Source organism: Burkholderia sp. AU4i, from assembly GCF_000466765.1.
GTDB classification, from domain to species: Bacteria; Pseudomonadota; Gammaproteobacteria; order Burkholderiales; family Burkholderiaceae; genus Burkholderia; species Burkholderia cepacia.
Genome location: NZ_ASSI01000042.1, coordinates 57,212 through 78,167, shown reverse-complemented (window position 1 = coordinate 78,167; position 20,956 = coordinate 57,212). Strand labels below are relative to the sequence as shown.

Genomic DNA, 20,956 nt, shown 5'->3' with positions numbered 1-20,956 from the left:
AAGTGACCATTCACTGTCGCGCAGTCACGCGTGCCGCCGGCACGCAGGGGCGCCACGGGCGACGCCGTCGAAACCGCTTCCGCGAAAAGCGCAATGGCGCGCGATCCGCAATTTTTTTCGATTTATATAACGCTATTCTCGCGCTGCGCATGATCGAACGCATGCCGTACGTAATACCGACTGCGCCGGATGCTTCAGCGGAAGAATTGACGTATTGCGGCTTTCAAGCCATCCGGCCGGCCCTTCATGTGAATGTTCGCACCATTCAGGAGTGCATCCGTCATGGTCGCCAGACAACGGTTTCAGGCCGCACTGCTCGCCGCGGCGATCGCCGCGATTACCCCGTCCGTTCACGCAAGCAACACCACCGACTGGCTGGCGAACACGTACGGCACGCTCGCGGCCCACGTCGGCAACGTCGCGCGTGCGATGTGGGTCGCGCCTGAAGGCGTGATCTATACGGCGTCGATGTGGGACGAGGACGAAGGCGGTGTCGCGATTTACCAGAACGGCAAGAGCGTCGGCTCGATCGGCACGCACTCGGAGTTCCAGGGCAGCGCGATCACGGGCAACGCGACCTCGCTGTTCGTCGCGCTGCAGCCCGGCAAGATGTACGGCAGCGGCGCGGTGGGGCGCTACAACCGCGCGACGAAGTATCGCGACCGCGTGATCCAGGTCAGCGCGGCCACCAACCAGCCGCGCATCGACGTCGTCACCGGGCTCGCGACGGCCGGCTCGCTGCTTTATGCGAGCGACTTCTACGGCAATCGCGTGCGCGTATTCACCACCGACGGCGTGTGGCAGCGGGATATCGGCGTATCGGAGCCGGGCGCGCTCGCGCTGGACGCAGCGGGCAACGTATGGGTGGCGCAGAAGCGCGCAGGCTCGATCGTCGGCTTCAGCCCGGCGGGTGCGCCGCTGAACACGATCCGGATGCCGTCCGGGTCGCAGCCGTCGGCGCTGTATTTCGATGCGGCGGCCGGGCAGCTGCTGGTGGGCGACGAAGGCCCGGACCAGAACATCAAGCGCTATACGGTGTCGGGCCGGCCCGCGCTGGCCGGCACCTTCGGCGTGCGCGGCGGCTATCTCGACACGACGACGGGCATCAAGGGGCAGGTCGGTGCGCAGCGCTTCACGCGCATCGTCGGGATCGGCAAGGACACCGGCGGCAATCTCTACGTGCTCAACAATCCATGGGGCGGCAGCTGGGATCTCGGCCGCAACGGCGCGACCGACATTCATGCGTACAGCAGCACCGGCAGCCTGCGGTGGACGCTGCAGTCGCTGAACTTCGAAGGCATCGCCGCGCCGGACCCGGTCACGGACGGTGCGCTGTTCTACGGCGGCACGCACGTGTACGGCGGGAGCGCGGGCGGCAGGTTCATCGCGAACACGGTCGATCCGTTCACGTACCCGGCCGATCCGCGCATCGACATGAACGACACGCAGCGCGACGAGCATTTCGGCCTGCTCACGTCGGTGGGCGCGAACCGGATTCTCGTCGCGGCCGGCCAGAACCCGCCGGTCTTCTACTTCTTCCACTTCAACGCGGCGAACGGCTATGTCGCGATTCCGGACGGCGCGATCCCGGGCCCCGCGTTCAACACGACGCGGCGCGTGACGGGCGGCTTCAGCGTCGACAGCAAGGGCGGCGTGTGGGCCGGTCTCGACAAGACCGGCGCGATTACTCACTACCCGCTGACCGGCTTCGACGCGAGCGGCAAGCCGTCGTGGGGGCCGGGTGTCGCGACCCGCGTGCCCGACAGCATCCAGCCGCTCACGCGCATCGTCTATCTCGCGGACAGCGACACGATGGTGCTCGCGCAAGGTGCGATCGGGACCAACGACTGGACGTCGATCGGCACGCGCATCGAGGTGTATCACGGCTGGAGCGCGGGCAACACGACGAAGCCGGACCCGGTGATCACGCTGCCGCACAGCGGCGCGAAATCGATCGACGCGGTGGGCAACCATCTGTTCGTCGGTTATTGGTTCAGCAGCAGCGGGCCGCTGTGGCCGAACGTCGACGCGTTCAACCTGACGACCGGCAATCTCGACACGACGCTGGTGAACGCGAGCCCCGCGACCGTGGATACCAGCAGCGCGATTGATGCGATGTACAGCATTCGCGCGTATCGCCGCTCGAACGGCGAGTACGTGGTGATGAAGAACAACGTGAAAGGCAACAGCATCACCGTGTACCGGTGGACGCCTTGATGAACGCGCGGCCGCCTCGACCGGCGGCCGCGCTCGCGAACGCCTCACCGTATTCGTCGCGATTTCGCGGGATTTCCACCGCGCATCCACGCAATTTCCACATCACGCGTTCGTCATGAGCGGCGTGCGCAACGCGCGCCTCACCGCCCGCCGGGCGGCCGTTCCAAACCTCACGACGCGGAAAAGCGGTTCCGGGCACAATAACAGCGGCACCGGCAGGCACTGCGCGTGCCCACGACGATGAACCGGATCGACTGATGGGTTGCGCCGGCGCGTTGCAGCGCCGGTGAACTCGCGCGGCATGCCCCATGCCGCGTTTTTTATGCCGAAGTGACGAAACGATGAAAATGAAAACGACACCGAACCGCCTGTTTCTGATCGCCGCACTGGCCGGCGCGATGAGCGGCCCAGTCCACGCAGAGACGCCGGCGGCCGCCGCGACCGTTGCGACGGTCAACGGCACGCCGATCACGCAGGCCGACGTCGACACGTTGCTGCGCGCGTCCGGGCAACCCGACTCGCCGCAGGTCCGCCAGGCGATCAAGAATCAGCTGATTACGCGCGTGCTGGTCCAGCAGGCCGCCGAGAAGGCGAACTATGCCGACAAGCCCGAGGTCAAGGCGGCGGTGCAGCAGGCGAAGGCGAATGCCGAAGTGCAGCTTTACCTGCGCGACAACGTGAAGCCCGAGCCGGTGACCGACGAGCAGGTCAAGGCGCGCTACGACGAGCTCGTGGCGTCGCTCGGCAAGAACGAGTACAAGCCGCGCCTGATCGTCGTCCAGGATCCGGTGACGGCCGCGACGGTGCTGAGCGAGCTGAAGGCGGGCAAGTCGTTCGACGGGCTGGCGCGCCAGTACAGCATCGCGCCGAGCCGCGACAGCGGCGGCGAGTTGCCGTGGGTGAGCTTCCACACGCCGGCGGCGGAAGGCAAGACGTCCGGCTTGCCGCTGCCGGTCGCGCAGGCGCTCGAGAAACTGGCGGTCGGCGCCGCGACGAAGGATTCGATCCCGGTCGACGGCGTGCGGGCGATCGTGAAGCTGGATGCGAAGCGGCCGACGCAGGTGCCGGGTTTCGCGACCGCGAAGCCGGCGCTGCAGCAGCAACTGCAGGCGGCTGCGGTGGAGAAGGCGAGCGCGCAGATGATCGGCAACCTGCTGAAGGACGCGAAGATCACGCAGTAATGCGGCGGCGTCGAAACGCCGCGCGTCACGCGCGCCAGATCATGCTCGCGCTCGTGTCGGTTGCCGACTCGACGCGAAAGCCGAGCCGTTCGTAGAGCCGCCGCGCCGGGTTGCCGTGCAGCACGCTGAGCGATACCGGCACGTGCGCGCGCGCCGCGTCGGCCAGCAACGCGTTCAGCACGGCTTCGCCGATGCCCCGGCCCTGGTGATCGGGGAGGATCTGGATCTGGTGAACGTGCCACTCGTGGGCGGCGCGTGTCACCTTCAGCAAGCCGATGGCGTCGTCGACGTCGCAGACGATCATCGCATCGTCGAAGTTCGCGCGAATGCGCCGGTCGTGCGCTTCGTCGTCGGTGGGCGCGCCGACGCGCTGCAGGTGCACGGTCATCGTGAGCCGACGCAGGGTCAGCAGGAACGGCAGGTCGGCGGCGCATGCCGGACGCAGGCGGATTGCGGGTGTCATCGTGCGGACTCGTACGTTCGTTCGGGACGGGAGCGCCGACGGGAAGGTCGAACCCCGCAGCGCATCATCTGCGATGACGGGAAGCCGGTCAAAGGGCGCAACGCCGAATCCGGCGCGCATGCGTGGCCGATCATCCGGCGCGCCGGCCCGAGTGCGGGTGCACATCGGCGAGATTGGCGATCAGCGTGTCGATCACGACGCGCTTCAGGCTCACGAGCGCCGAAGGCGCATCGCTTGCGCCCGCATGAAGGCACACGTCGACGGACGGCAGCGGCGGCAGGCCGTCGCGCTCGCCGAGCTGCCGCAGCGCCGGCGGCACACCCGCCATCGTTCTCGAGGTAATGCCCAGGCCGCCGGCGACGCCGGCCCACAGGCTTTGCAGGCTGCCGGTCGTGTACGCGAGCCGCCACGGGATGCCGGCCTTGTCGAGCGCGTCGGTACCCGCCTTGCGGAACAGGCACGGCGGCTTGTACAGCGCAAGATCAAGCGGTGCGCCGGCACGCGGACGCACGTCGATGCCTTGCGGCCCGATCCACGCCATCGGCAGCGTGACCAGGTGTTCGGCGTCGGCGCGATGCCCGCGCCCCATCGCGAGCACGATGTCGAGTTCGCCGCCATCGAGCCGGTCGAGCAACGCGCCGTTGCCGTCGACGACGATGTCGACGCGCACGCCCGGATGCGTGCGCTTGAACCGGCCGAGCGCGACGGGCAGCCACGATTCGGCGAAATCGCCCGGCAGCCCGAATCGCACGGCGCCGTCGATCGCCGCGCCGCGGATCGCGCCGATCGCCTCGTCGTTCAGTTCGAGGATGCGGCGCGCATAGGACAGCATCAGCTCGCCGGCTTCGGTCGGCACGAGGCCGCGCCCCTGGCGGCGAAACAGCGGCTGGCCGATCTGCGTTTCGAGCTTGCGCATCTGCTGGCTGACCGCCGACTGCGAGCGGCCGATCCGGTCGGCGGCGCGGTTGAGGCTGCCGAGCCGATCCGCGGCAATCAGCGTGCGCAGCGCATCCATGTCGAGATTCGGAAGCGTCATGATTCGGTTTTTCTTATAAGTCGATTTCGAATTATCGTATCGATTGCAGATTCCCGTCGCTACCATCGAGTGAACCGGTCGTTTCGGTTCACGGGGATGCGCGCGATACGCGGCTGGATACGCGGCTGCGGATGTCCGTGAGGTGGCTTCTTTTCTTTCCGACAAGGACATTGAATGAAAATCGGCTCGATATTCCGCCAAGGCTTTCCCGGCATGCTGCTGGCCGCGTCGATGATTCCCGGTGACGCATCGGCCGCGCCGTCGCTCGCGGGGACGTGGACGCTGGTCGCGGCGGACGTCCGACATCCCGACGGCACGATCGGCCGCGACTACGGTGCCGATCCGGCGGGCCTGCTGATGATCGACGCGCACGGGAACTATTCGCTGCAGATCTTCAAGTCGGAACGCCCGCGCTTCGCGTCGAACGACAAGGCGACCGGCACGCCGGAGGAATTCCGTGACGCCGTGCTCGGCTCGAGTACCCACTACGGCACGCTGAGCGTCGATCCCGCGAACCACACGCTGGCGTTTCACATCAGCAATGCGTCGTACCCGAACTGGGCCGGGCAAACGCAGACGCGAACCTATCAGTTGAAGGACGGCGAGCTGAGCTACCGCGTTCCGCCGCGTGCCAACGGCGACATTCCGATCTCGGTGTGGCGGCGAAAGGAGTGAACCGGGAGGCCGTTCGATCCGTGACGCATGCGGCCGTGAGGCCGTGATCGCGGCCGTTCCGGCACGCGCCGGGTAGCCGGCGCCACACGCGATTTCCGCCGGCCCGCGCAAGCCGCCGCCGCCGGCCCGGCGAGCCGGATCAGAGGCCGCGGCTTCCCGTGCCTCCCCACCGGTATTCCTCCGTCTGCCCTGTCCGCATATCATTCGCACATCGCGCACCTGCCGGCCGCAGGCGCCGCCGCTTCCGACGCGGCGGTGCGTCTGCCTGCACGGCGCAGCACACAGGGATTCTCGATGGACACCAAACGATCGCGGCCGGGCCTCGTCGCCGCGCTGCTCTGGGCGGCGCTGTATCTCGCGACCGGCTATATCTCGCACGAGTTCAACGGCCCCGTCCGGCTGACGGGCTACATCTGGTTGCCGGCCGGCGTGACGGTCGGCGCGTTCATGCTGCGGCCGATGCGCGAATGGCTGACGCTGGCCGGCGCGTTCCTGGTCGGGCAACTCGCGCTGACCGGCATCGAACACGGCAGCCTGGTCAACGCGGTGCTGTTCACGGTCGACGAGGTCGGAGCCGCCGCGCTCGCGGTGTGGCTCGTCCAGCGCGTGCGGTTCTCGCTCGAAGGGCTGTATTTCCTGCGTTCGGTGATCCTCGCCGGCCTGATCGCGGGCGTGATCGGCGCGATCGGCGGCGCGGCGTGGTACACGGCGGTCAAGGGCGCGCCGTTCCTCGACGTGTGGTCGGTGTGGGCCGCGTCCGATTTCGTCGGCGTGCTGCTGGTCACGCCGGTGCTCGCGTCATGGTCGCGCTTTCGCGCGCACCGCTCGGGCGACCACGAGCGCTTCGACCTGGTACTCGGCATCGTCGCGTTCGCGCTGCTCGTGATCGGCGCGCTGGTGATCTTCGACGGCGACACGTCGAAGAAATTCGGCACGGGCGCCGGCTTTGCGCTGACGTATATCCCGCTGTTCCTGACCGTCGCGGTGACGCTGCTGCTCGGCGGCCGCGCGGGTTCGTCGTCGGTGCTGGTGCTCGCGCTGATCGTGATCGAGCAGACCGCGCAGGGCGACGGCCCGTTCGCGTCGTTCCATGAGCACTACGGCAGTTCGCTGCTCGAGGCGCAGCTTTACCTGGCGGTCGCGTCGCTGCTGGTGCTGACGGTGAGCACGCTGAAGACGACGCGCGAGCGCGTGCACGAGCATGCGGCGGTCCTGCAGAACAACATGGAGCTCGCGCTCGCGAGCGCCGGCCAGATCGCGTACGTGCTCGATCCGGAATCGGGGCGGATCGAGTGGAGCGGCGACGTCGAGCGCGTGTTCGGTGTCGGCGTCGACGCGGCGCAGATCGCGAGCGTGTCGCTCGTGCTCGAACGTGTGCAGCCGGGCGACCGCGATGCGTTGAGCGACTACTGGAACGCGGAGATCGCCGGCGAGGATCGTGCGTCGCTGTCGCTGCGTATCGTGCAGCGCGACGGCGGCACGCGGACGATCACCGATCACGGCGCGCCGTTGCTCGACTCGAATGTCGACGTGACGGTGGTGGCAGGGGTCTGGCAGCTCGAGCGCGTGTGGCCGGCGGACGAATGAGCGGGGACGCGTCATGACGGGCCGCACGGGCGTCCTGCTGATCCACGGGCTCGGCGGCACGCAATACGATCTCGGTTCGCTGCACAAGGCGGTGCGGCGCGCGGGCGGCGAACCGCACATGATCACGCTGCCGGGGCACGGCACGCGCCCCGAGGATCTGGTCGGCGTGCGCGCGGAGGCATGGCTCGACGCGGTGACCGAGCAGTATCGCGCGCTGGAGAACGAGTACGACACCGTGCATGTCGCGGGCATGTGCATGGGCGCGCTGGTCGCGCTGCTGCTGTGCCATCGCGTGCAGCATGCGCGCGGCCGGCTCGCGCTGCTGGCCACGCCGGTGTTCATCGACGGCTGGTCGACGCCGTGGTACCGGGCATTGCGGCATGTGCTGTATCGCGTGCCGGGTGTCGCGGAGCGGATGCGCGTCGAGGAAGGCGAGCCGTTCGGCATCAAGAACGCGACGATCCGCGCGATCGTGAAGAAGAAGTTCGAGCGCGAAGACAGTTTCCACTATGCGTGGGTGCCGCTCGCGTGCGTGCGCCAGGTCGACCGGATGCGCGACTGGGCGCTCGAGGCGGCCGCCGGCACGCCGTGCGCGACGCTCGTGCTGCATGCGCGCGAGGACGAGCTGACGAGCCTGCGCTCGGCCGATTTCCTGCTCGCGAAAATGCCCGACGCGCGCGGGATCGTGCTGGAGAACAGCTACCACATGATCTGCGCGGACAACGATCGCGACGACGTCGCGCGCCACGTGCTCGAATTCTTCGGGTTCGATCCGGTGCATGCGGTCAGCCCGGCGATGGCGCGCAGGATGGGGCGGATGGCGCCGTGACGAACGCTTACGCCGCTTCCGGGGGATGCGCGATCCGCGCCCGGATCTCGGGCGACGCAAGACACGTGGCAACCGCTTCGTAGCCGGGTGAGCCCGGGTAAGGCGCCACGCGCGAAGGCGGACTGTGATTGGCCGGGCACAGGATGATCGCTTCATGCGGGCCGACCGCCGACAGGTCGAGGATCGCCGACGAACGCGTCAGCAGGAACAGCGGCCGCATCCCGGCGGCGGCCTGTTCGCGCAGACGGGCAATCAGTGCCTGTTGCGTGGGGCGATCGAGATCCTGTTCGATCATGTCGACGACCCGTGTGCGCGGGCCTTCGGCTTCGAGGGCGACGAGCAGCGCGGCCAGCGCCGCCGACGGCGTCGCGCCTCGGGCGGCGAGCGCTGCCGATGCACGGTCGACGCGCGACTTCAATGCAGGATCGGTGCGCAGCACGTCGCGCGTCGCCGCACCGTCGTTCTCCAGCCGGTCGAGGCCGACGAACGTGGCGCCGGGCAGTGCGTCGGCGAGCCGAAGCGCCAGCCGCGTCTTGCCGCTGCCGAGCGGGCCGATGATGTAGTTCAGCGGCCGGATATCGCGACACTCGAACCACTCGCCGCCCCACGGCCACGGCAGGCTGAATGCCACGCCGGCGCTGCTGTCGTCGACGAGCCGGGTCAGTTCGCCGTCGGCCGGCATCCGGCCGCGCGCGAGGCCGGCGCGGATTGCGTGTACGCGATCGACCTTGCGCACGAGATCCTGAATGCCGTGGTCCAGCGCCGCTTCGTGAGCGGCCAGTGCGTCGTCGAGGCTGCGCGCGTCGCCGTCGAGCACGCTCGCCACCTGCGCGAGACCGAGGCCGAGTGCGCGCAGCGCGGCGATGTCGGCCGCGCGGGCGAGATCGTCCGGGCCGTACGCACGGTACCCGGCCGGCGTGCGTTCCGGCGTGACGAGGCCGTGCCGCTCGTACAGCCGCAGCGCCTTGATCGAGACGCCGAGCCGCGTGGCGGCGGCCGACGCGTTCAAACGGGGCGTGGACGTGCTCATCCGTCACTCTCCTTGCTGTCGATTTGTTGCGCCCAGCATAAAGGCGATCCCAAGGGCCGGGTCAAGCGAGCGTGCGTGTGCGATACACACGATGTGTCGGTCGACCGGGAACCGGAGGCCGGCGGCGGCGCCTTTCTCGCCGCGCCGCGCATCTGGGAGAATGCGGCTGCGGCCGTGCCGATTCGCGGCCGGCGCCGACACGGCGCAGGATCCGACAGGTGGGAAATTGACCGACAACGAAGAACTTTCGCTCCACCAGGAGAGCCGCTTCTGGCAGCTTGCGCCGGTGAAATGGTGGATTCGCGGGCACGGCCGCGACGGCTATTCGTTCCGGCTGCTGCTGTGGCCGCCGGTGATCGTGTTCGTGCTCGAATTCCTCTGCATGATCTTCGATGCGCTGTACACCAGCATCGGCATCAGCGCGGTCGCGACGCTGTTCCTCGGTTTCGCCGGATACCATGGCGCGTTGCGCGAATGGCTGGTGCCGTCCGCGACCACGCGCGCGCTCGTGAAGGCACGCATGAAGAAGGCGGCCGAGCGGTTCTCGTCGCTCGGTGTGGGCGCGACCGTGCTCGCGATCTTCGTCGCCGCGACGTCGCTGTCGCTCGTGATGTCGGGTCAGGCGGTGCTGGACAGCGTATCGAAGGATGCCGTGTCGATCTTCATCGCGCTGGTGTTCCTGCCGGTGTACGTGTCCGGCGCGGTGCGCAAGCTGGCGATCGCGCGGATCGAGGAACTGGAGGCGCTGCGCAACGCGACCGTCGGCACCCGCCTGAAATTCGACCGGGCCGGCGCGGTGCGCGCGGTCGTCGTGCGGGGCGCGGCCGGGAAAGGGACGGTGTCCGTGCTGGAGTACACGGTGCTCGGGTTCAACCCGCCGCTCGAACAGGTCGGGCGCGAACCGCACGAGGTGCGGTAAAGGCGGACGTCAGGTCAGACCCAAAGGTGGTGTCTCAGGCCGGAAAGCGCGCGTGTTCCGGCGCCGGCGTGAGGTTGTCGGGCCACTGCACTTCGAACAGCGTGCCGCCCGTGCGGCTCGGCATGCAGACAGCTTCGCCATGATGCGCATGGGCGATCGCCGCGACGACGGCGAGCCCGAGGCCGCTGCCGCCCGGCTGCGTATCGTCGGCGCGCCGGAAGGCCTTGAACACGTGCGGCGCGAAATCGGCCGGGATGCCGGGGCCGTCGTCTCCGACGCGCAACCGGCACATCCCTTGTTCGATGCGCGTCTCGATGCGGATCGCGCCGGGCACCGCATGGCGGCGCGCGTTTTCCAGCAGCGCCAGCAGCGCCTGGCGGATGCGCACCGGGTCGCAGCACATGCGCCGCGTGTCGAGATCGAGCACCGGATGCTGGCCGGCGGCACGCAGCGCCGGCTCGAACATGTCGACCACCGCACGCGCTTCCGACGCGAGATCGGCGTCGCGGATCTCGATGCTCAGGTGGCCGCTGTCCGCGAGGCTGACCACGCGCAGATCCTCGATCAGCCGCGTCAGCCCCTCGACCTGCGCGAGCAGGCTGCGGAACTGCGCTTCGTCGGGCTTGAACACGCCTTCGGCGAGCCCCTGCAGGCGCCCGCGCAGCACCGTGACGGGCGTGCGCAGCTCGTGCGCGATCGCCGCGTTCCAGATCGCCTGCTCGTTGGTCACGCGCTGCAGCTCGCTGGCGAGCGCGTTGAAGTTGTCGGCGAGCAGCGCGGCTTCGTGCAGCGAGCGGTCGCCCGCGACGGCGCGCGCGTCGAGATCGCCGCGCGCGACGCGGCGAATGCTGTCCGTGACCGAGTTCAGCGGCACGAGGATGCGGCGCGCGAGATTGACCGCGACCGCGACCGACAGCGCTAGGCCGACCGACGTGGTCGAGACGAGCCACACCCATTCCGGCGCGGTCGGCAGCAGGTTCTTCGTGTCGAAATGTGCAGGCCAGTAATTGAACGCGAAGTAGTAGAAGACGTACGCGGTGAGCACCATCAGCAGCGTCACGCCGAACGCCATCCCCGCCATGGTCAGCGCGATCTGCCGGCTCAGGCCCTCGAGCTTCATGCTCAGCTCCAGAGCTTGTAGCCGACGCCGCGCACGCTGACCGGCACGCCCTGCACGCCAAGGTCGTCCAGCTTCTTGCGCAGCTTGCTGACGTGGCTGTCCACCGTGCGTTCCAGCGCGTCGCCTTCCGGCAGGCAGGTGGCCATCAGCTCGGCGCGGCTGAACACGCGCCGCGGCGCGCGCGCGAGTTGCGCGAGCAGCTTGAATTCGGTGAGCGTCAGGACGAGCGTGTGCCGTTCGCTGCCCACTTCGAGCGTGGCTTCGTGGTGTTCGAGATCGATCTCGAACGGCGCGACCCGCAGCACGCGCTGTTCTTCCTGGCGCGCGCCGGCCATCGAGCGGCGCAGCACCGCCTGCGCGCGCGCCACGACTTCGGCGGGATTGAACGGCTTCACCACGTAGTCGTCGGCGCCGATGCGCAGGCCGGTGAGCTTGTCGATGTCCTGGTCGAGCGCAGTCAGCATGATGACGGGCGTGTCGCCGCGATGACGGATTTCGGCGAGCACCTTCCAGCCGTCGACGTGCGGCATCTGCACGTCGAGCAGCACGAGGTCGGGCTTGAGCTGCAGGTGCAGCTCCAGTGCGCGGCGGCCGTCGGCGGCGTGCACGGTGCGCAGCCCGCCGCGTGCGAGATAGGCGGTCAGGATCTCGGCGATCTCGGGTTCGTCTTCGGCGATGAGGACGAGCGCCTGGGCGTTCTGGCCGGCGCCGGGCGATGAAGAAGATTCGGGCATGGCCACTCGTTCAGATCCATCAGGGGGTTCCATCAGGTCGCCATACTACCGCACGGCCGGCGCAATCGAACGGAGGCGGGGGGACAGCGCGGCGCGACGCGATTCGCGCCCGGCCGACGGATGTCCCGCCCTTGCTTGCGTTTGTAAAGAAGCTACGGCGCCGGACTCAGATGTGACCCAGCAGCACGAGTATCACGACGATGACGACGATCAACCCGACCGAGCCCGACGGCCAGTAGCCCCAGCTTCGGCTGTGCGGCCACGCCGGAAATGCCCCGATGAGCAGCAGAATCAGAATGATGATGAGGATCGTACCGAGCATCGCACCCCTCCTGACGTCGTGAATGGACGGTGCCTCCCGCCGCAATTCGCGTGCCGCGGCGAGGGCGGCCGAAAGTCGGCGCAAGCGCACGGTTGGCATGCCTGGAATTCACCCGATGAATACCCGCCGATTCAGAAAATAAAGTTTGAAAATGCATCCCCGCCCCCTATGCTGAATCCTTCTGATCTGGCGGGCATGCGATGGCTGAACTTTTTCTGGTACGGCACGGGCAGGCGTCCTTCGGCACGGACGACTACGACCGGCTTTCCCCGGCGGGCGAGCAGCAGGGCGTCTGGCTCGGCGAATACTTTGCGCGGCAAGGCCTGGCGTTCGACCGCGTGATCTGCGGCACGATGAACCGCCACGCGCAGACGGTCGACGCGATCCTGCGCGGGATGGGCCGCGAGGGCGCGGAGATCGACCGCCATCCCGGCCTGAACGAATACGACTTCCACGGCCTGTTCGCGGCCGCCGCGCACGACTACCCGGACATCGCCCGCCTCGCGGCTGGCTCGATGAAGGAGCATTTCCGCGCGCTGCGGCAGGTGCTGCAGCTCTGGTCGGAAGACAGGCTCGGCGACTCGGCCCCCGAGACCTGGTCGCACTTCCAGCAGCGCGTGGCCGAGGCCCGCGCGGCCATCCGCCACGGCGGCGGCCAGCGCGTGCTGACGGTGAGCTCCGGCGGCCCGATCGCGGTCACCGTGCAGCAGGTGCTGGCCGCCCCGCCGTCGAGCGCGATCGCGCTGAACCTGCAGATCCGCAACAGCAGCCTTTCGCAGTTTTTCTTCAACGCCGATGCATTCCATCTCGCGTCGTTCAACGGCATCCCGCATCTGGAGGATCCCGAACGACACGCGCTGCGAACCTACGGCTGACCCACGAACGATCGCGACGATGACGAACCCTACCCAGCAACTCGACGTAGCCCGCCTCACGCGCTATCTGGAAGCGCACGTGCCGGGCTTCGAAGGCCCGGTCGACATGGAGAAGTTTGCCGGCGGCCAGTCGAATCCGACTTTCCTGCTGCATGCGAAGAGCGGCCGCTACGTGCTGCGCCGCCAGCCGCCGGGCGAACTGCTGAAATCCGCGCACGCGGTCGACCGCGAATTCCGCGTGCTGAGCGCGCTGTCAGGCACTGCGGTGCCGGTCGCGCATCCTTATCACCTCTGCGAAGACCGCGACGTGATCGGCAGCCTGTTCTACGTGATGAGCTTCGAGGACGGCCGGATCTTCTGGGATCCCGCGCTGCCGGAGCTGCCGAAGGCCGATCGCGCGGTGTGCTACGACGCGTTGCTGCAGACGATGGCCGCGTTGCACGACGTCGATGTCGACGCGGTGGGCCTCGCCGATTACGGCCGCCCCGGCAACTACTTCGAACGCCAGATCGGCGTCTGGACGAAGCAGTACCGCGCGGCGGAAACGGAGCGCCTCGACGCGATGGAGACGCTGATCGACTGGCTGCCGAAGGCGTGCCCGGCCGACACGGGCCGGCCGACGCTGGTGCACGGCGATTTCCGGATCGACAACCTGATGTTCGCGCGCGACAGCTATCGCGTGCAGGCCGTGCTCGACTGGGAACTGTCGACGCTCGGCAACCCGCTCGCCGATCTCGCGTACTTCTGCATGTGCCTGCGGCTGCCGTCGGGCGGCCAGGTGCGCGGGCTCGCGGGCCAGGATCGCGCGGAACTCGGCATTCCCGACGAAGCGGCGATCGTTGCGCGTTATTGCGAGCTGCGCGGCATCGAGCCGATCCGCGACTGGCATTTCTACCTCGCATTCAGTTTCTTCCGGCTCGCGGCGATCGCGCAGGGCGTGAAGGCGCGCGCGCTGCAGGGCAACGCATCGAGCGAGCAGGCGCTGCGCGTCGGCGCGATGGCCGGGCGTCTCGCCGAGATGGCCGTCGGCGTGATCGACGCGCATCGCTGACATCGCCGGGCACGACACCACATCAATGGAGGAGCACAGCAACATGGCAACGAATCTGTTCGACCTGACGGGCAAGATCGCACTGGTGACGGGCGCGAGCCGCGGCATCGGCGAGGAAATCGCGAAACTGCTCGCGGAGCAGGGCGCGCACGTGATCGTGTCGAGCCGCAAGCTCGACGACTGCCGGGCCGTGGCCGACGCGATCGTCGCGGCGGGCGGCCGCGCCGAGGCGCTGGCCTGCCACGTCGGGCGCCTGGAAGACATCGCCGCGACGTTCGAGCATATCCGCGGCAAGCACGGGCGGCTCGACATCCTCGTGAACAACGCGGCCGCGAATCCGTATTTCGGGCACATCCTCGATACCGATCTCGCCGCTTACGACAAGACGGTCGACGTGAACATCCGCGGCTACTTCTTCATGTCGGTAGAGGCCGGCAAGCTGATGAAGGAACACGGCGGCGGCGCGATCGTCAACACGGCGTCGGTGAATGCACTGCAGCCGGGCGACCGGCAGGGCATCTACTCGATCACGAAGGCGGCCGTCGTCAACATGACGAAGGCGTTCGCGAAGGAGTGCGGGCCGTTCGGCATCCGCGTGAACGCGCTGCTGCCAGGGCTCACGAAGACGAAGTTCGCGGGCGCGCTGTTCGCCGACAAGGACATCTACGAGACGTGGAAGGCGAAGATCCCGCTGCGCCGCCACGCGGAACCGCGCGAAATGGCCGGCACCGTGCTGTACCTCGTGTCGGACGCGGCGAGCTACACGAACGGCGAATGCATCGTCGTCGACGGCGGCCTGACGATCTGAGCGCGCGATGAAGATCGACAGCTACGCCGGCCAGGCCGTGATGATCACCGGCGCCGCGAGCGGCTTCGGCGCGTTGCTCGCGAGCGAACTCGCCGCGATGGGCGCGCGGCTGGCGCTCGGCGACCTGAACGGCGAGGCGCTCGAACGCGTGGCCGCGCCGCTGCGCGCGGCCGGCGCTGACGTGATCGCGCAGCGCTGCGACGTGCGTGTCGAAGCGGACGTCGCCGCGCTGGTGCACGCGGCGGCCGAGCGTTTCGGCCGGCTCGACGTGGGGATCAACAACGCGGGCATCGCGCCGCCGATGAAGGCGCTGATCGACACCGACGAAGCCGATCTCGACCTGAGCTTCGCGGTGAACGCGAAGGGCGTGTTCTTCGGGATGAAGCACCAGATCCGCCAGATGCTCGCGCAGCGCGAAGGCGTGATCCTGAACGTCGCGTCGATGGCCGGGCTCGGCGGCGCGCCGAAGCTGGCCGCCTATGCGGCGTCGAAGCATGCGGTGGTCGGGCTCACGAAGACGGCGGCCATCGAATACGCGCGCCACGGCATTCGCGTGAATGCGGTGTGCCCGTTCTACAGCACGACGCCGATGGTCACCGACAGCGAGATCGGCGACCGCCAGGATTTTCTCGCGCAGGGCTCGCCGATGAAGCGGCTCGGCCGGCCCGAGGAAATCGTCGCGACGATGCTGACGCTGTGCGCGAAGGAAAACACTTATCTGACCGGGCAGGCCGTCGCCGTCGACGGCGGTGTCTCGGCCTTCTGACGGAACCGGACGAACGGAATCGAGGAGTCGATCATGGACTTTGGCTACACCCCTAAAGTGGAAGAACTGCGCAGCCGCGTGCGCGCATTCATGGATGCACACATCGTGCCGCGCATCCGCCAGTGGAACGAGGAAGTGCACGCGGGCCAGTATCCCGTTTCGTTCATGGAGGAACTGAAGGAGCGTGCGAAGACGGAAGGGCTGTGGAACCTGTTCCTGCCGCACCTGAAGGACGACGAGCCCGGCACGGGCCTGACGAACCTCGAATACGCACCGCTCGCCGAGATCATGGGGCGCGTGGGCTGGGCGTCGGAAGTGTTCAACTGCAACGCGCCGGACACCGGCAACATGGAGCTGCTGCACATGTTCGCGACGCCCGCGCAGCGCGAACAGTGGCTGAAGCCGCTGCTGCGCGGCGAGATCCGTTCGGCGTTCGCGATGACGGAGCCCGATGTCGCATCGTCGGATGCGACGAACATCACGACGCGCATCGAGCGCGTGGGCGACGAGTACGTGATCAACGGCCGCAAGTGGTTCATCACGAACGCCGCGCATCCGAACTGCAAGATCTTCATCGTGATGGGAAAGACCGATCCCGATGCCGAGTCGCACCAGCAGCAGAGCATGATTCTCGTGCCGCGCGACACGCCGGGCGTGACGGTCGTGCGCAACATCACGGTGGTCAATCACTATGCGCCGGAAGGGCACTGCGAGATCACGTTCGACAACGTGCGCGTGCCGGCGAGCAACCTGCTCGGCGAGGAGGGCAGCGGCTTTGCGCTCGCGCAGGCCCGCCTCGGGCCGGGCCGCATCCACCACTGCATGCGGTCGATCGGCGCGGCCGAGCTCGCGCTGGAGCTGATGGTCGACCGCGCGCAGTCGCGCGTCGCGTTCGGCAAGCCGCTGAACCGGCACGGCACGGTCGGCGAATGGATCGCGCGCTCGCGCATCGAGATCGAGCAGGCGCGCCTGCTCGTGCTGAAGGCCGCGTGGATGATCGACAAGGTCGGCGCGAAGGCCGCGCGCAAGGAAATCTCGATGATCAAGGCGCTGGTGCCGACCGTGTACGCGAACGTCTGCGACCGCGCGATGCAGGTGTTCGGCGCGGCGGGGTTGAGCCCCGATACGCCGCTCGCCGACCTCTGGACCTGGGGCCGCGCGCTGCGCTTCGCCGACGGCCCGGACGAGGTGCACCTGCAGGCGATCGCGCGGATGGAAATCAAGGACGGCGAGCCGGGTTCGACGGCGCCGTACCTGACGCCGCCGCTGCGCGCCTGAGCGTCGCGCCGGGATGCGCAGGGCCGTGGACGAGCGGGTGGCGCACGCCGTAAGATGCCGGCAAGGAGATCCGGCGATGCGCCTTTCGAAGATTGACCTGAACCTGTTCGTCGTATTCGACGCGATCTACACGAAGCGCAACCTGACGCGCGCGGCCGAGGTGCTGAATCTCACGCAGCCGGCCGTCAGCAACGCGCTGGCGCGGCTGCGCAAGACCCTGAACGATCCGCTGTTCGTCAGCACGCCGGCCGGGATGATGCCGACGCCGCTGGCCGAGAATATCGTCGGCCGGGTGCGCGAGGCGATGCAGCTGCTCGATTCGAGCGCGCACGAAGGCGACGTGTTCGATCCGGCGTCGTCGACGCGCGTGTTCCGGATGAGCATGAGCGACCTGACCGAAGCGCTGCTGCTGCCCGCGCTCGGCGAACTGCTGCAGAAGCATGCGCCCGGCATGCACGTGCGCAGCTACACGATGGACCGCCGCGAAGTCGCGACCGCGCTCGCGAACGGCTCCGTCGACATCGCGATCGACGCGCCGCTGATCGGCGATCCGCACCTGCATCAGGCGCTGCTCGTGCGCGATCGTTATGCGTGCATGATCCGCGACGATCACCCGTTCAAGGGCGACACGCTCACCATGGACGACTACCTGTCGATGGGGCACATCCACGTGTCGAGCCGCCGCAAGGGCAGCGGGCACGTCGACGCGGAGCTGACGCGCCTCGGGTTGCGCCGCACCATCCAGATGCGCGTGCAGCACTACATGGTCGCGCCGCTGATCGCGATGCGCGGCGACCTGGCGCTGACGGCACCCCTGCGGCTGCTGCAGCGCTATCCGGCGCGGATTCTCGAACTGCCGTTCGAGATGCCGGCGCTCGAATACTTCTGCTACTGGCATCGCAGCGCGGATCAGGATCAGGGCAGCCGGTGGCTGCGCGAGCAACTGGTGACGCTGATGGGCGGGATCGGCGAACCGCGGTGAGGCGCACGCGGCGGCGGTCAGCTTCGCAATGCCCGCGCCAGCACCTTCGCCACATGCACGGCCTGCGCTTGCGCGCCGTCCTGGATCTGATGCCGGCAACTCGTGCCGTCCGCGACGACGATCGCGCCTTCCGCCCGCGCACGCACGGCCGGCAGCAGCGACAGCTCGGCCATCGCCTGCGATGCGGCGTAATGCTCGGCTTCATAGCCGAAGCTGCCGGCCATTCCGCAGCACGACGATTCGACCGGCGATACCTTGAGTCCCGGAATCCAGCGCAGCACCGTCTGCACCGGCGTGAATGCGCCGAATGCCTTCTGATGGCAGTGGCCGTGCACGAGCGCTTCGTTCGCATCGATCGCGTGCAGCGGCAGCGACAACCGGCCGGCCTCGTGTTCGCGCACGAGAAACTCCTCGAACAGGAACGCGTGGCTCGCGAGCCGTGTGGCTTCGTCGCCGTAACCGTAGGCAAGAAACTCGTCGCGCATCGACAGCAGGCACGAAGGCTCCAGCCCGACGATCGCGATACCGCGTTCGAGGTACGGCCGCAGCGCATCGAGCGTGCGCCTGGCTTCGGATTTCGCTTCGTCGACGAGCCCGGCCGCGAGGAACGTGCGGCCGCAGCACAGTGGCCGCGCGCCTGCGCGCACGTTGAAATGCACGGTATAGCCGGCCGCTTCGAGCACGGCCTGCGCGGCGCGCGCGTTGTCCGGCTCCTGGTAGTTGCTGAACGTATCGACGAACAGCAGCACTTCGCGGGGGGCCGAGCCGGTTTGCGTGGGCGTTGATGCACCCGCACCCGCTCCCGTATCAGCCAGAAACGGTCGCGCGAACCCGGGCAGCGCACGCTGCGGCGCGAGGCCGATCCATCGCTTGATCGACGACGCGACGACCGGCACGCCATTGACGAACGCGATCGCGCCGCGCATGCGCGCGGCCCACGGCGCATAACGCGGCAGATACGCGACGAGCCGTTCACGCAGCGTCGTGCCGTGCTTGCGGTTCCACGCGTGCCGCGCCTCGATCTTGAAGCGCGCCATGTCGACGCCCGTCGGACAATCGCGTTTGCAGCCCTTGCACGACACGCACAGGTCGAGCGCGGCCTTCACGTCGTCGCCGGCGAGGCCGTCGGCGCCGAGCTGGCCCGTCACCGCGAGCCGCAGCGTGTTCGCGCGGCCGCGCGTCACGTGCTGCTCGTCGCGCGTCACGCGGTAGCTCGGGCACATCGTGCCCGCGTCGAACTTGCGGCAGTGGCCGTTGTTGTTGCACATCTCGACGGCCGATGCGAGCCCGTGCGTGACGTCGGTGCCCGAGCCGGGGGCGGTTTCTTCGCCGGTCAGCGGATTGCGCGTGACGTTCCATGCCGACCAGTCGAGCGCGGGCCGCAGCGGCAGCGCCGCATAGCCGGGCGCGAAACGGAAATGCTCGCGCGCATCCATCTTCGGCGGATTGACGATCTTGTCGGGGTTGAAGCGGTTGTCGGGATCGAACAGCTTCTTGATCTCCGCGAACGCCGCATTCAGGCGCGGGCCGTACTGCCACGCGACCCATTCGCCGCGGCACAGCCCGTCGCCGTGTTCGCCCGAATACGCGCCCTTGTACTCGCGCACGAGTGCCGCCGCTTCTTCGGCGATCTCGCGCATGCGCGTCGCGCCGTCGCGCCGCATGTCGAGGATCGGCCGCACGTGCAGCGTGCCGACGCTCGCGTGCGCGTACCACGTGCCTTCGGTCTCGTGCTTGTGGAACACGTCGGTCAGGCGGCGCGTGTATTCGGCGAGGTGTTCGAGCGGCACCGCGCAATCCTCGATGAACGACACCGGTTTGCCGTCGCCCTTCATGCTCATCATGATGTTCAGCCCGGCCTTGCGCACCTCCCACAGCGCCTTCTGCGCGCCGGCATCGGTCATCTTCACGACGCTGCCGGGCAGGCCGAGATCGGCCATCAGTTCGGCGAGCCGGTCGAGCTGCGCGTGTTGCGCGTCGCGCGATTCGCCCGCGAACTCGACGAGGAGGATCGCCTGCGGCCGGCCGACCAGCGCCTGTTCGATCACGGGCCGGAACGCCGGGTTCTCCATCGACAGGTCGATCATCGTGCGATCGACCAGCTCGACGGCCACCGGCTTCAGCTTCACGATGTGCTGCGCGGTGTCCATCGCCTGGTAGAAGGTCGGGAAGTTCACGACGCCGAGCGTCTTGTGCGCGGGCAGCGGAGCGAGCTTCAGCGTGATCTGCCGGCTATGGGCGAGCGTGCCTTCCGAGCCGACGAGCAGGTGCGCGAGATTCGCATGGCCGTCGTCGGTGTAGGCGCGCGGGTTCTGGCAGTCGAACAGGTCGAGGTTGTAGCCGGCCACGCGGCGCAGCACCTTCGGCACGCGCTCGACGATCTCGTCGCGCTCGCGCTTCGCGATGCGTTCGACGCCGTGCAGCAGGTCGAGCGTGCGGCGATCGGTGACGGGCTGCGCGAGCGAACCGAACCGGCATTCGCTGCCGTCGGCGAGGATCGCGTCGATCGCGAGCACGTTGTGCACCATGTTGCCGTACTCGATCGAGCGCGACCCGCACGAGTTGTTGCCGGCCATCCCGCCGATCGTGCATTGCGCGGCCGTCGACACGTCGACGGGAAACCACAGCCCGTGCGGTTTCAGCCACGCGTTCAGGTGATCGAGCACGATGCCGGGCTCGACGGTGACGGTGCGGGCCTGCGCATCGAATGCGACGATCCGGTTCAGCCATTTGCTGTTGTCGACGACGAGCGCCTCGCCGACCGTCTGCCCGCACTGGCTGGTGCCGGCGCCGCGCGCGAGCACGGGAATCTTGCGGTCGCGCGCGATGTCGAGCGCGATCCGCAGGTCGTCCTGGTCGCGTGGCACGACGACGCCGAGCGGCATGATCTGGTAGATCGACGCGTCGGTCGCATAACGACCGCGGCTCGCACGATCGGCGTAGACGTCGCCGCGCATTTCACGGCGCAGCCGCTCGAACAGCGGCGACAGCGCGGCGCCTTGCGAAGGCACGAGATGGACGGGGCGAACCAGCGAAGGCGAGACGGCGGATGTCATGGCGGCGGTCGGTATCGGGTGGGAACG

Annotated in this window: 19 protein-coding genes; 12 read left to right on the top strand and 7 right to left on the bottom strand. The window is 68.2% G+C overall.

The window, feature by feature from the left end:
- The first annotated feature begins 282 nt into the window (after positions 1-282).
- Together L810_RS08985 and L810_RS08980 are read left to right on the top strand one after the other, a co-directional pair.
- A complete protein-coding gene (locus tag L810_RS08985; protein ID WP_021158057.1) occupies positions 283-2,217 on the top strand; it encodes an SMP-30/gluconolactonase/LRE family protein in 1,935 nt (644 codons plus the stop codon).
- Positions 2,218-2,558: 341 nt separating this feature from the next.
- Positions 2,559-3,398, top strand: a complete 840-nt coding sequence (locus L810_RS08980) for a peptidylprolyl isomerase (RefSeq protein ID WP_042973835.1) — start codon at positions 2,559-2,561, stop codon at positions 3,396-3,398.
- Positions 3,399-3,423: 25 nt separating this feature from the next.
- On the opposite strand, the gene L810_RS08975 is transcribed toward L810_RS08980, so the two are convergent.
- Positions 3,424-3,861: a GNAT family N-acetyltransferase gene (locus tag L810_RS08975; RefSeq protein ID WP_021158053.1), complete on the bottom strand. Its 438-nt coding sequence runs from the start codon at positions 3,859-3,861 to the stop codon at positions 3,424-3,426.
- 130 nt (positions 3,862-3,991) lie between these two features.
- Positions 3,992-4,897 carry a LysR substrate-binding domain-containing protein gene (locus L810_RS08970; RefSeq protein WP_021158052.1) on the bottom strand — a complete coding sequence of 302 codons (906 nt, stop codon included), beginning with the start codon at positions 4,895-4,897 and terminating at the stop codon, positions 3,992-3,994.
- A 174-nt stretch (positions 4,898-5,071) separates the two neighbouring features.
- On the opposite strand from L810_RS08970, the gene L810_RS08965 reads away from it, so the two are divergent.
- The 3 genes from L810_RS08965 to L810_RS08955 all read left to right on the top strand — a co-directional run bounded on the left by L810_RS08965 (position 5,072) and on the right by L810_RS08955 (position 7,988).
- The gene (locus L810_RS08965) at positions 5,072-5,572 is read left to right on the top strand and encodes a lipocalin-like domain-containing protein (protein ID WP_021158051.1); all 501 of its coding nucleotides are present in this window, start codon (positions 5,072-5,074) and stop codon (positions 5,570-5,572) included.
- Positions 5,573-5,866: 294 nt separating this feature from the next.
- Entirely contained in the window at positions 5,867-7,159 is a 1,293-nt protein-coding gene (locus L810_RS08960; RefSeq protein ID WP_021158050.1) for an MASE1 domain-containing protein, read from the top strand.
- Positions 7,160-7,172: 13 nt separating this feature from the next.
- Positions 7,173-7,988, top strand: coding sequence for an alpha/beta hydrolase (locus L810_RS08955; protein WP_021158049.1), 816 nt, complete (start codon positions 7,173-7,175; stop codon positions 7,986-7,988).
- A gap of 7 nt (positions 7,989-7,995) precedes the next feature.
- On the opposite strand, the gene L810_RS08950 is transcribed toward L810_RS08955, so the two are convergent.
- The gene (locus L810_RS08950; protein ID WP_021158048.1) at positions 7,996-9,018 is read right to left on the bottom strand and encodes a MerR family transcriptional regulator; all 1,023 of its coding nucleotides are present in this window, start codon (positions 9,016-9,018) and stop codon (positions 7,996-7,998) included.
- A 226-nt stretch (positions 9,019-9,244) separates the two neighbouring features.
- On the opposite strand from L810_RS08950, the gene L810_RS08945 reads away from it, so the two are divergent.
- Positions 9,245-9,937: a hypothetical protein gene (locus L810_RS08945; protein WP_042973845.1), complete on the top strand. Its 693-nt coding sequence runs from the start codon at positions 9,245-9,247 to the stop codon at positions 9,935-9,937.
- A gap of 34 nt (positions 9,938-9,971) precedes the next feature.
- Here L810_RS08945 and L810_RS08940 read toward each other — a convergent pair whose 3' ends face one another.
- The 3 genes from L810_RS08940 to L810_RS44900 form a co-directional block, all read right to left on the bottom strand.
- Positions 9,972-11,057, bottom strand: coding sequence for an ATP-binding protein (locus L810_RS08940; protein WP_021158046.1), 1,086 nt, complete (start codon positions 11,055-11,057; stop codon positions 9,972-9,974).
- Positions 11,058-11,059: 2 nt separating this feature from the next.
- Positions 11,060-11,791 (bottom strand): response regulator, encoded by a 732-nt coding sequence (locus L810_RS08935; RefSeq protein WP_021158045.1) that lies wholly within the window; start codon positions 11,789-11,791, stop codon positions 11,060-11,062.
- Between the two features lie 166 nt (positions 11,792-11,957).
- Positions 11,958-12,113 carry a DUF3309 family protein gene (locus L810_RS44900; RefSeq protein ID WP_021158044.1) on the bottom strand — a complete coding sequence of 52 codons (156 nt, stop codon included), beginning with the start codon at positions 12,111-12,113 and terminating at the stop codon, positions 11,958-11,960.
- A 200-nt stretch (positions 12,114-12,313) separates the two neighbouring features.
- Between L810_RS44900 and L810_RS08925 the strand changes: the two genes are divergently transcribed.
- From L810_RS08925 to L810_RS08900, 6 genes are all read left to right on the top strand, one after another.
- Positions 12,314-12,988: a histidine phosphatase family protein gene (locus L810_RS08925; protein ID WP_021158043.1), complete on the top strand. Its 675-nt coding sequence runs from the start codon at positions 12,314-12,316 to the stop codon at positions 12,986-12,988.
- 19 nt (positions 12,989-13,007) lie between these two features.
- Positions 13,008-14,039, top strand: a complete 1,032-nt coding sequence (locus L810_RS08920) for a phosphotransferase (protein ID WP_021158042.1) — start codon at positions 13,008-13,010, stop codon at positions 14,037-14,039.
- Between the two features lie 43 nt (positions 14,040-14,082).
- Positions 14,083-14,847, top strand: a complete 765-nt coding sequence (locus L810_RS08915; RefSeq protein ID WP_042973844.1) for an SDR family oxidoreductase — start codon at positions 14,083-14,085, stop codon at positions 14,845-14,847.
- Positions 14,848-14,854: 7 nt separating this feature from the next.
- A complete protein-coding gene (locus tag L810_RS08910; protein WP_021158040.1) occupies positions 14,855-15,613 on the top strand; it encodes an SDR family NAD(P)-dependent oxidoreductase in 759 nt (252 codons plus the stop codon).
- Between the two features lie 33 nt (positions 15,614-15,646).
- Positions 15,647-16,891 carry an acyl-CoA dehydrogenase family protein gene (locus L810_RS08905; RefSeq protein WP_021158039.1) on the top strand — a complete coding sequence of 415 codons (1,245 nt, stop codon included), beginning with the start codon at positions 15,647-15,649 and terminating at the stop codon, positions 16,889-16,891.
- Positions 16,892-16,967: 76 nt separating this feature from the next.
- The gene (locus L810_RS08900) at positions 16,968-17,873 is read left to right on the top strand and encodes a LysR family transcriptional regulator (protein WP_027790054.1); all 906 of its coding nucleotides are present in this window, start codon (positions 16,968-16,970) and stop codon (positions 17,871-17,873) included.
- Positions 17,874-17,890: 17 nt separating this feature from the next.
- Here the strand turns inward: L810_RS08900 and L810_RS08895 are convergent, their stop codons facing one another.
- Positions 17,891-20,929: an FAD-binding and (Fe-S)-binding domain-containing protein gene (locus tag L810_RS08895; protein WP_042973833.1), complete on the bottom strand. Its 3,039-nt coding sequence runs from the start codon at positions 20,927-20,929 to the stop codon at positions 17,891-17,893.
- Positions 20,930-20,956 lie beyond the last annotated feature (27 nt).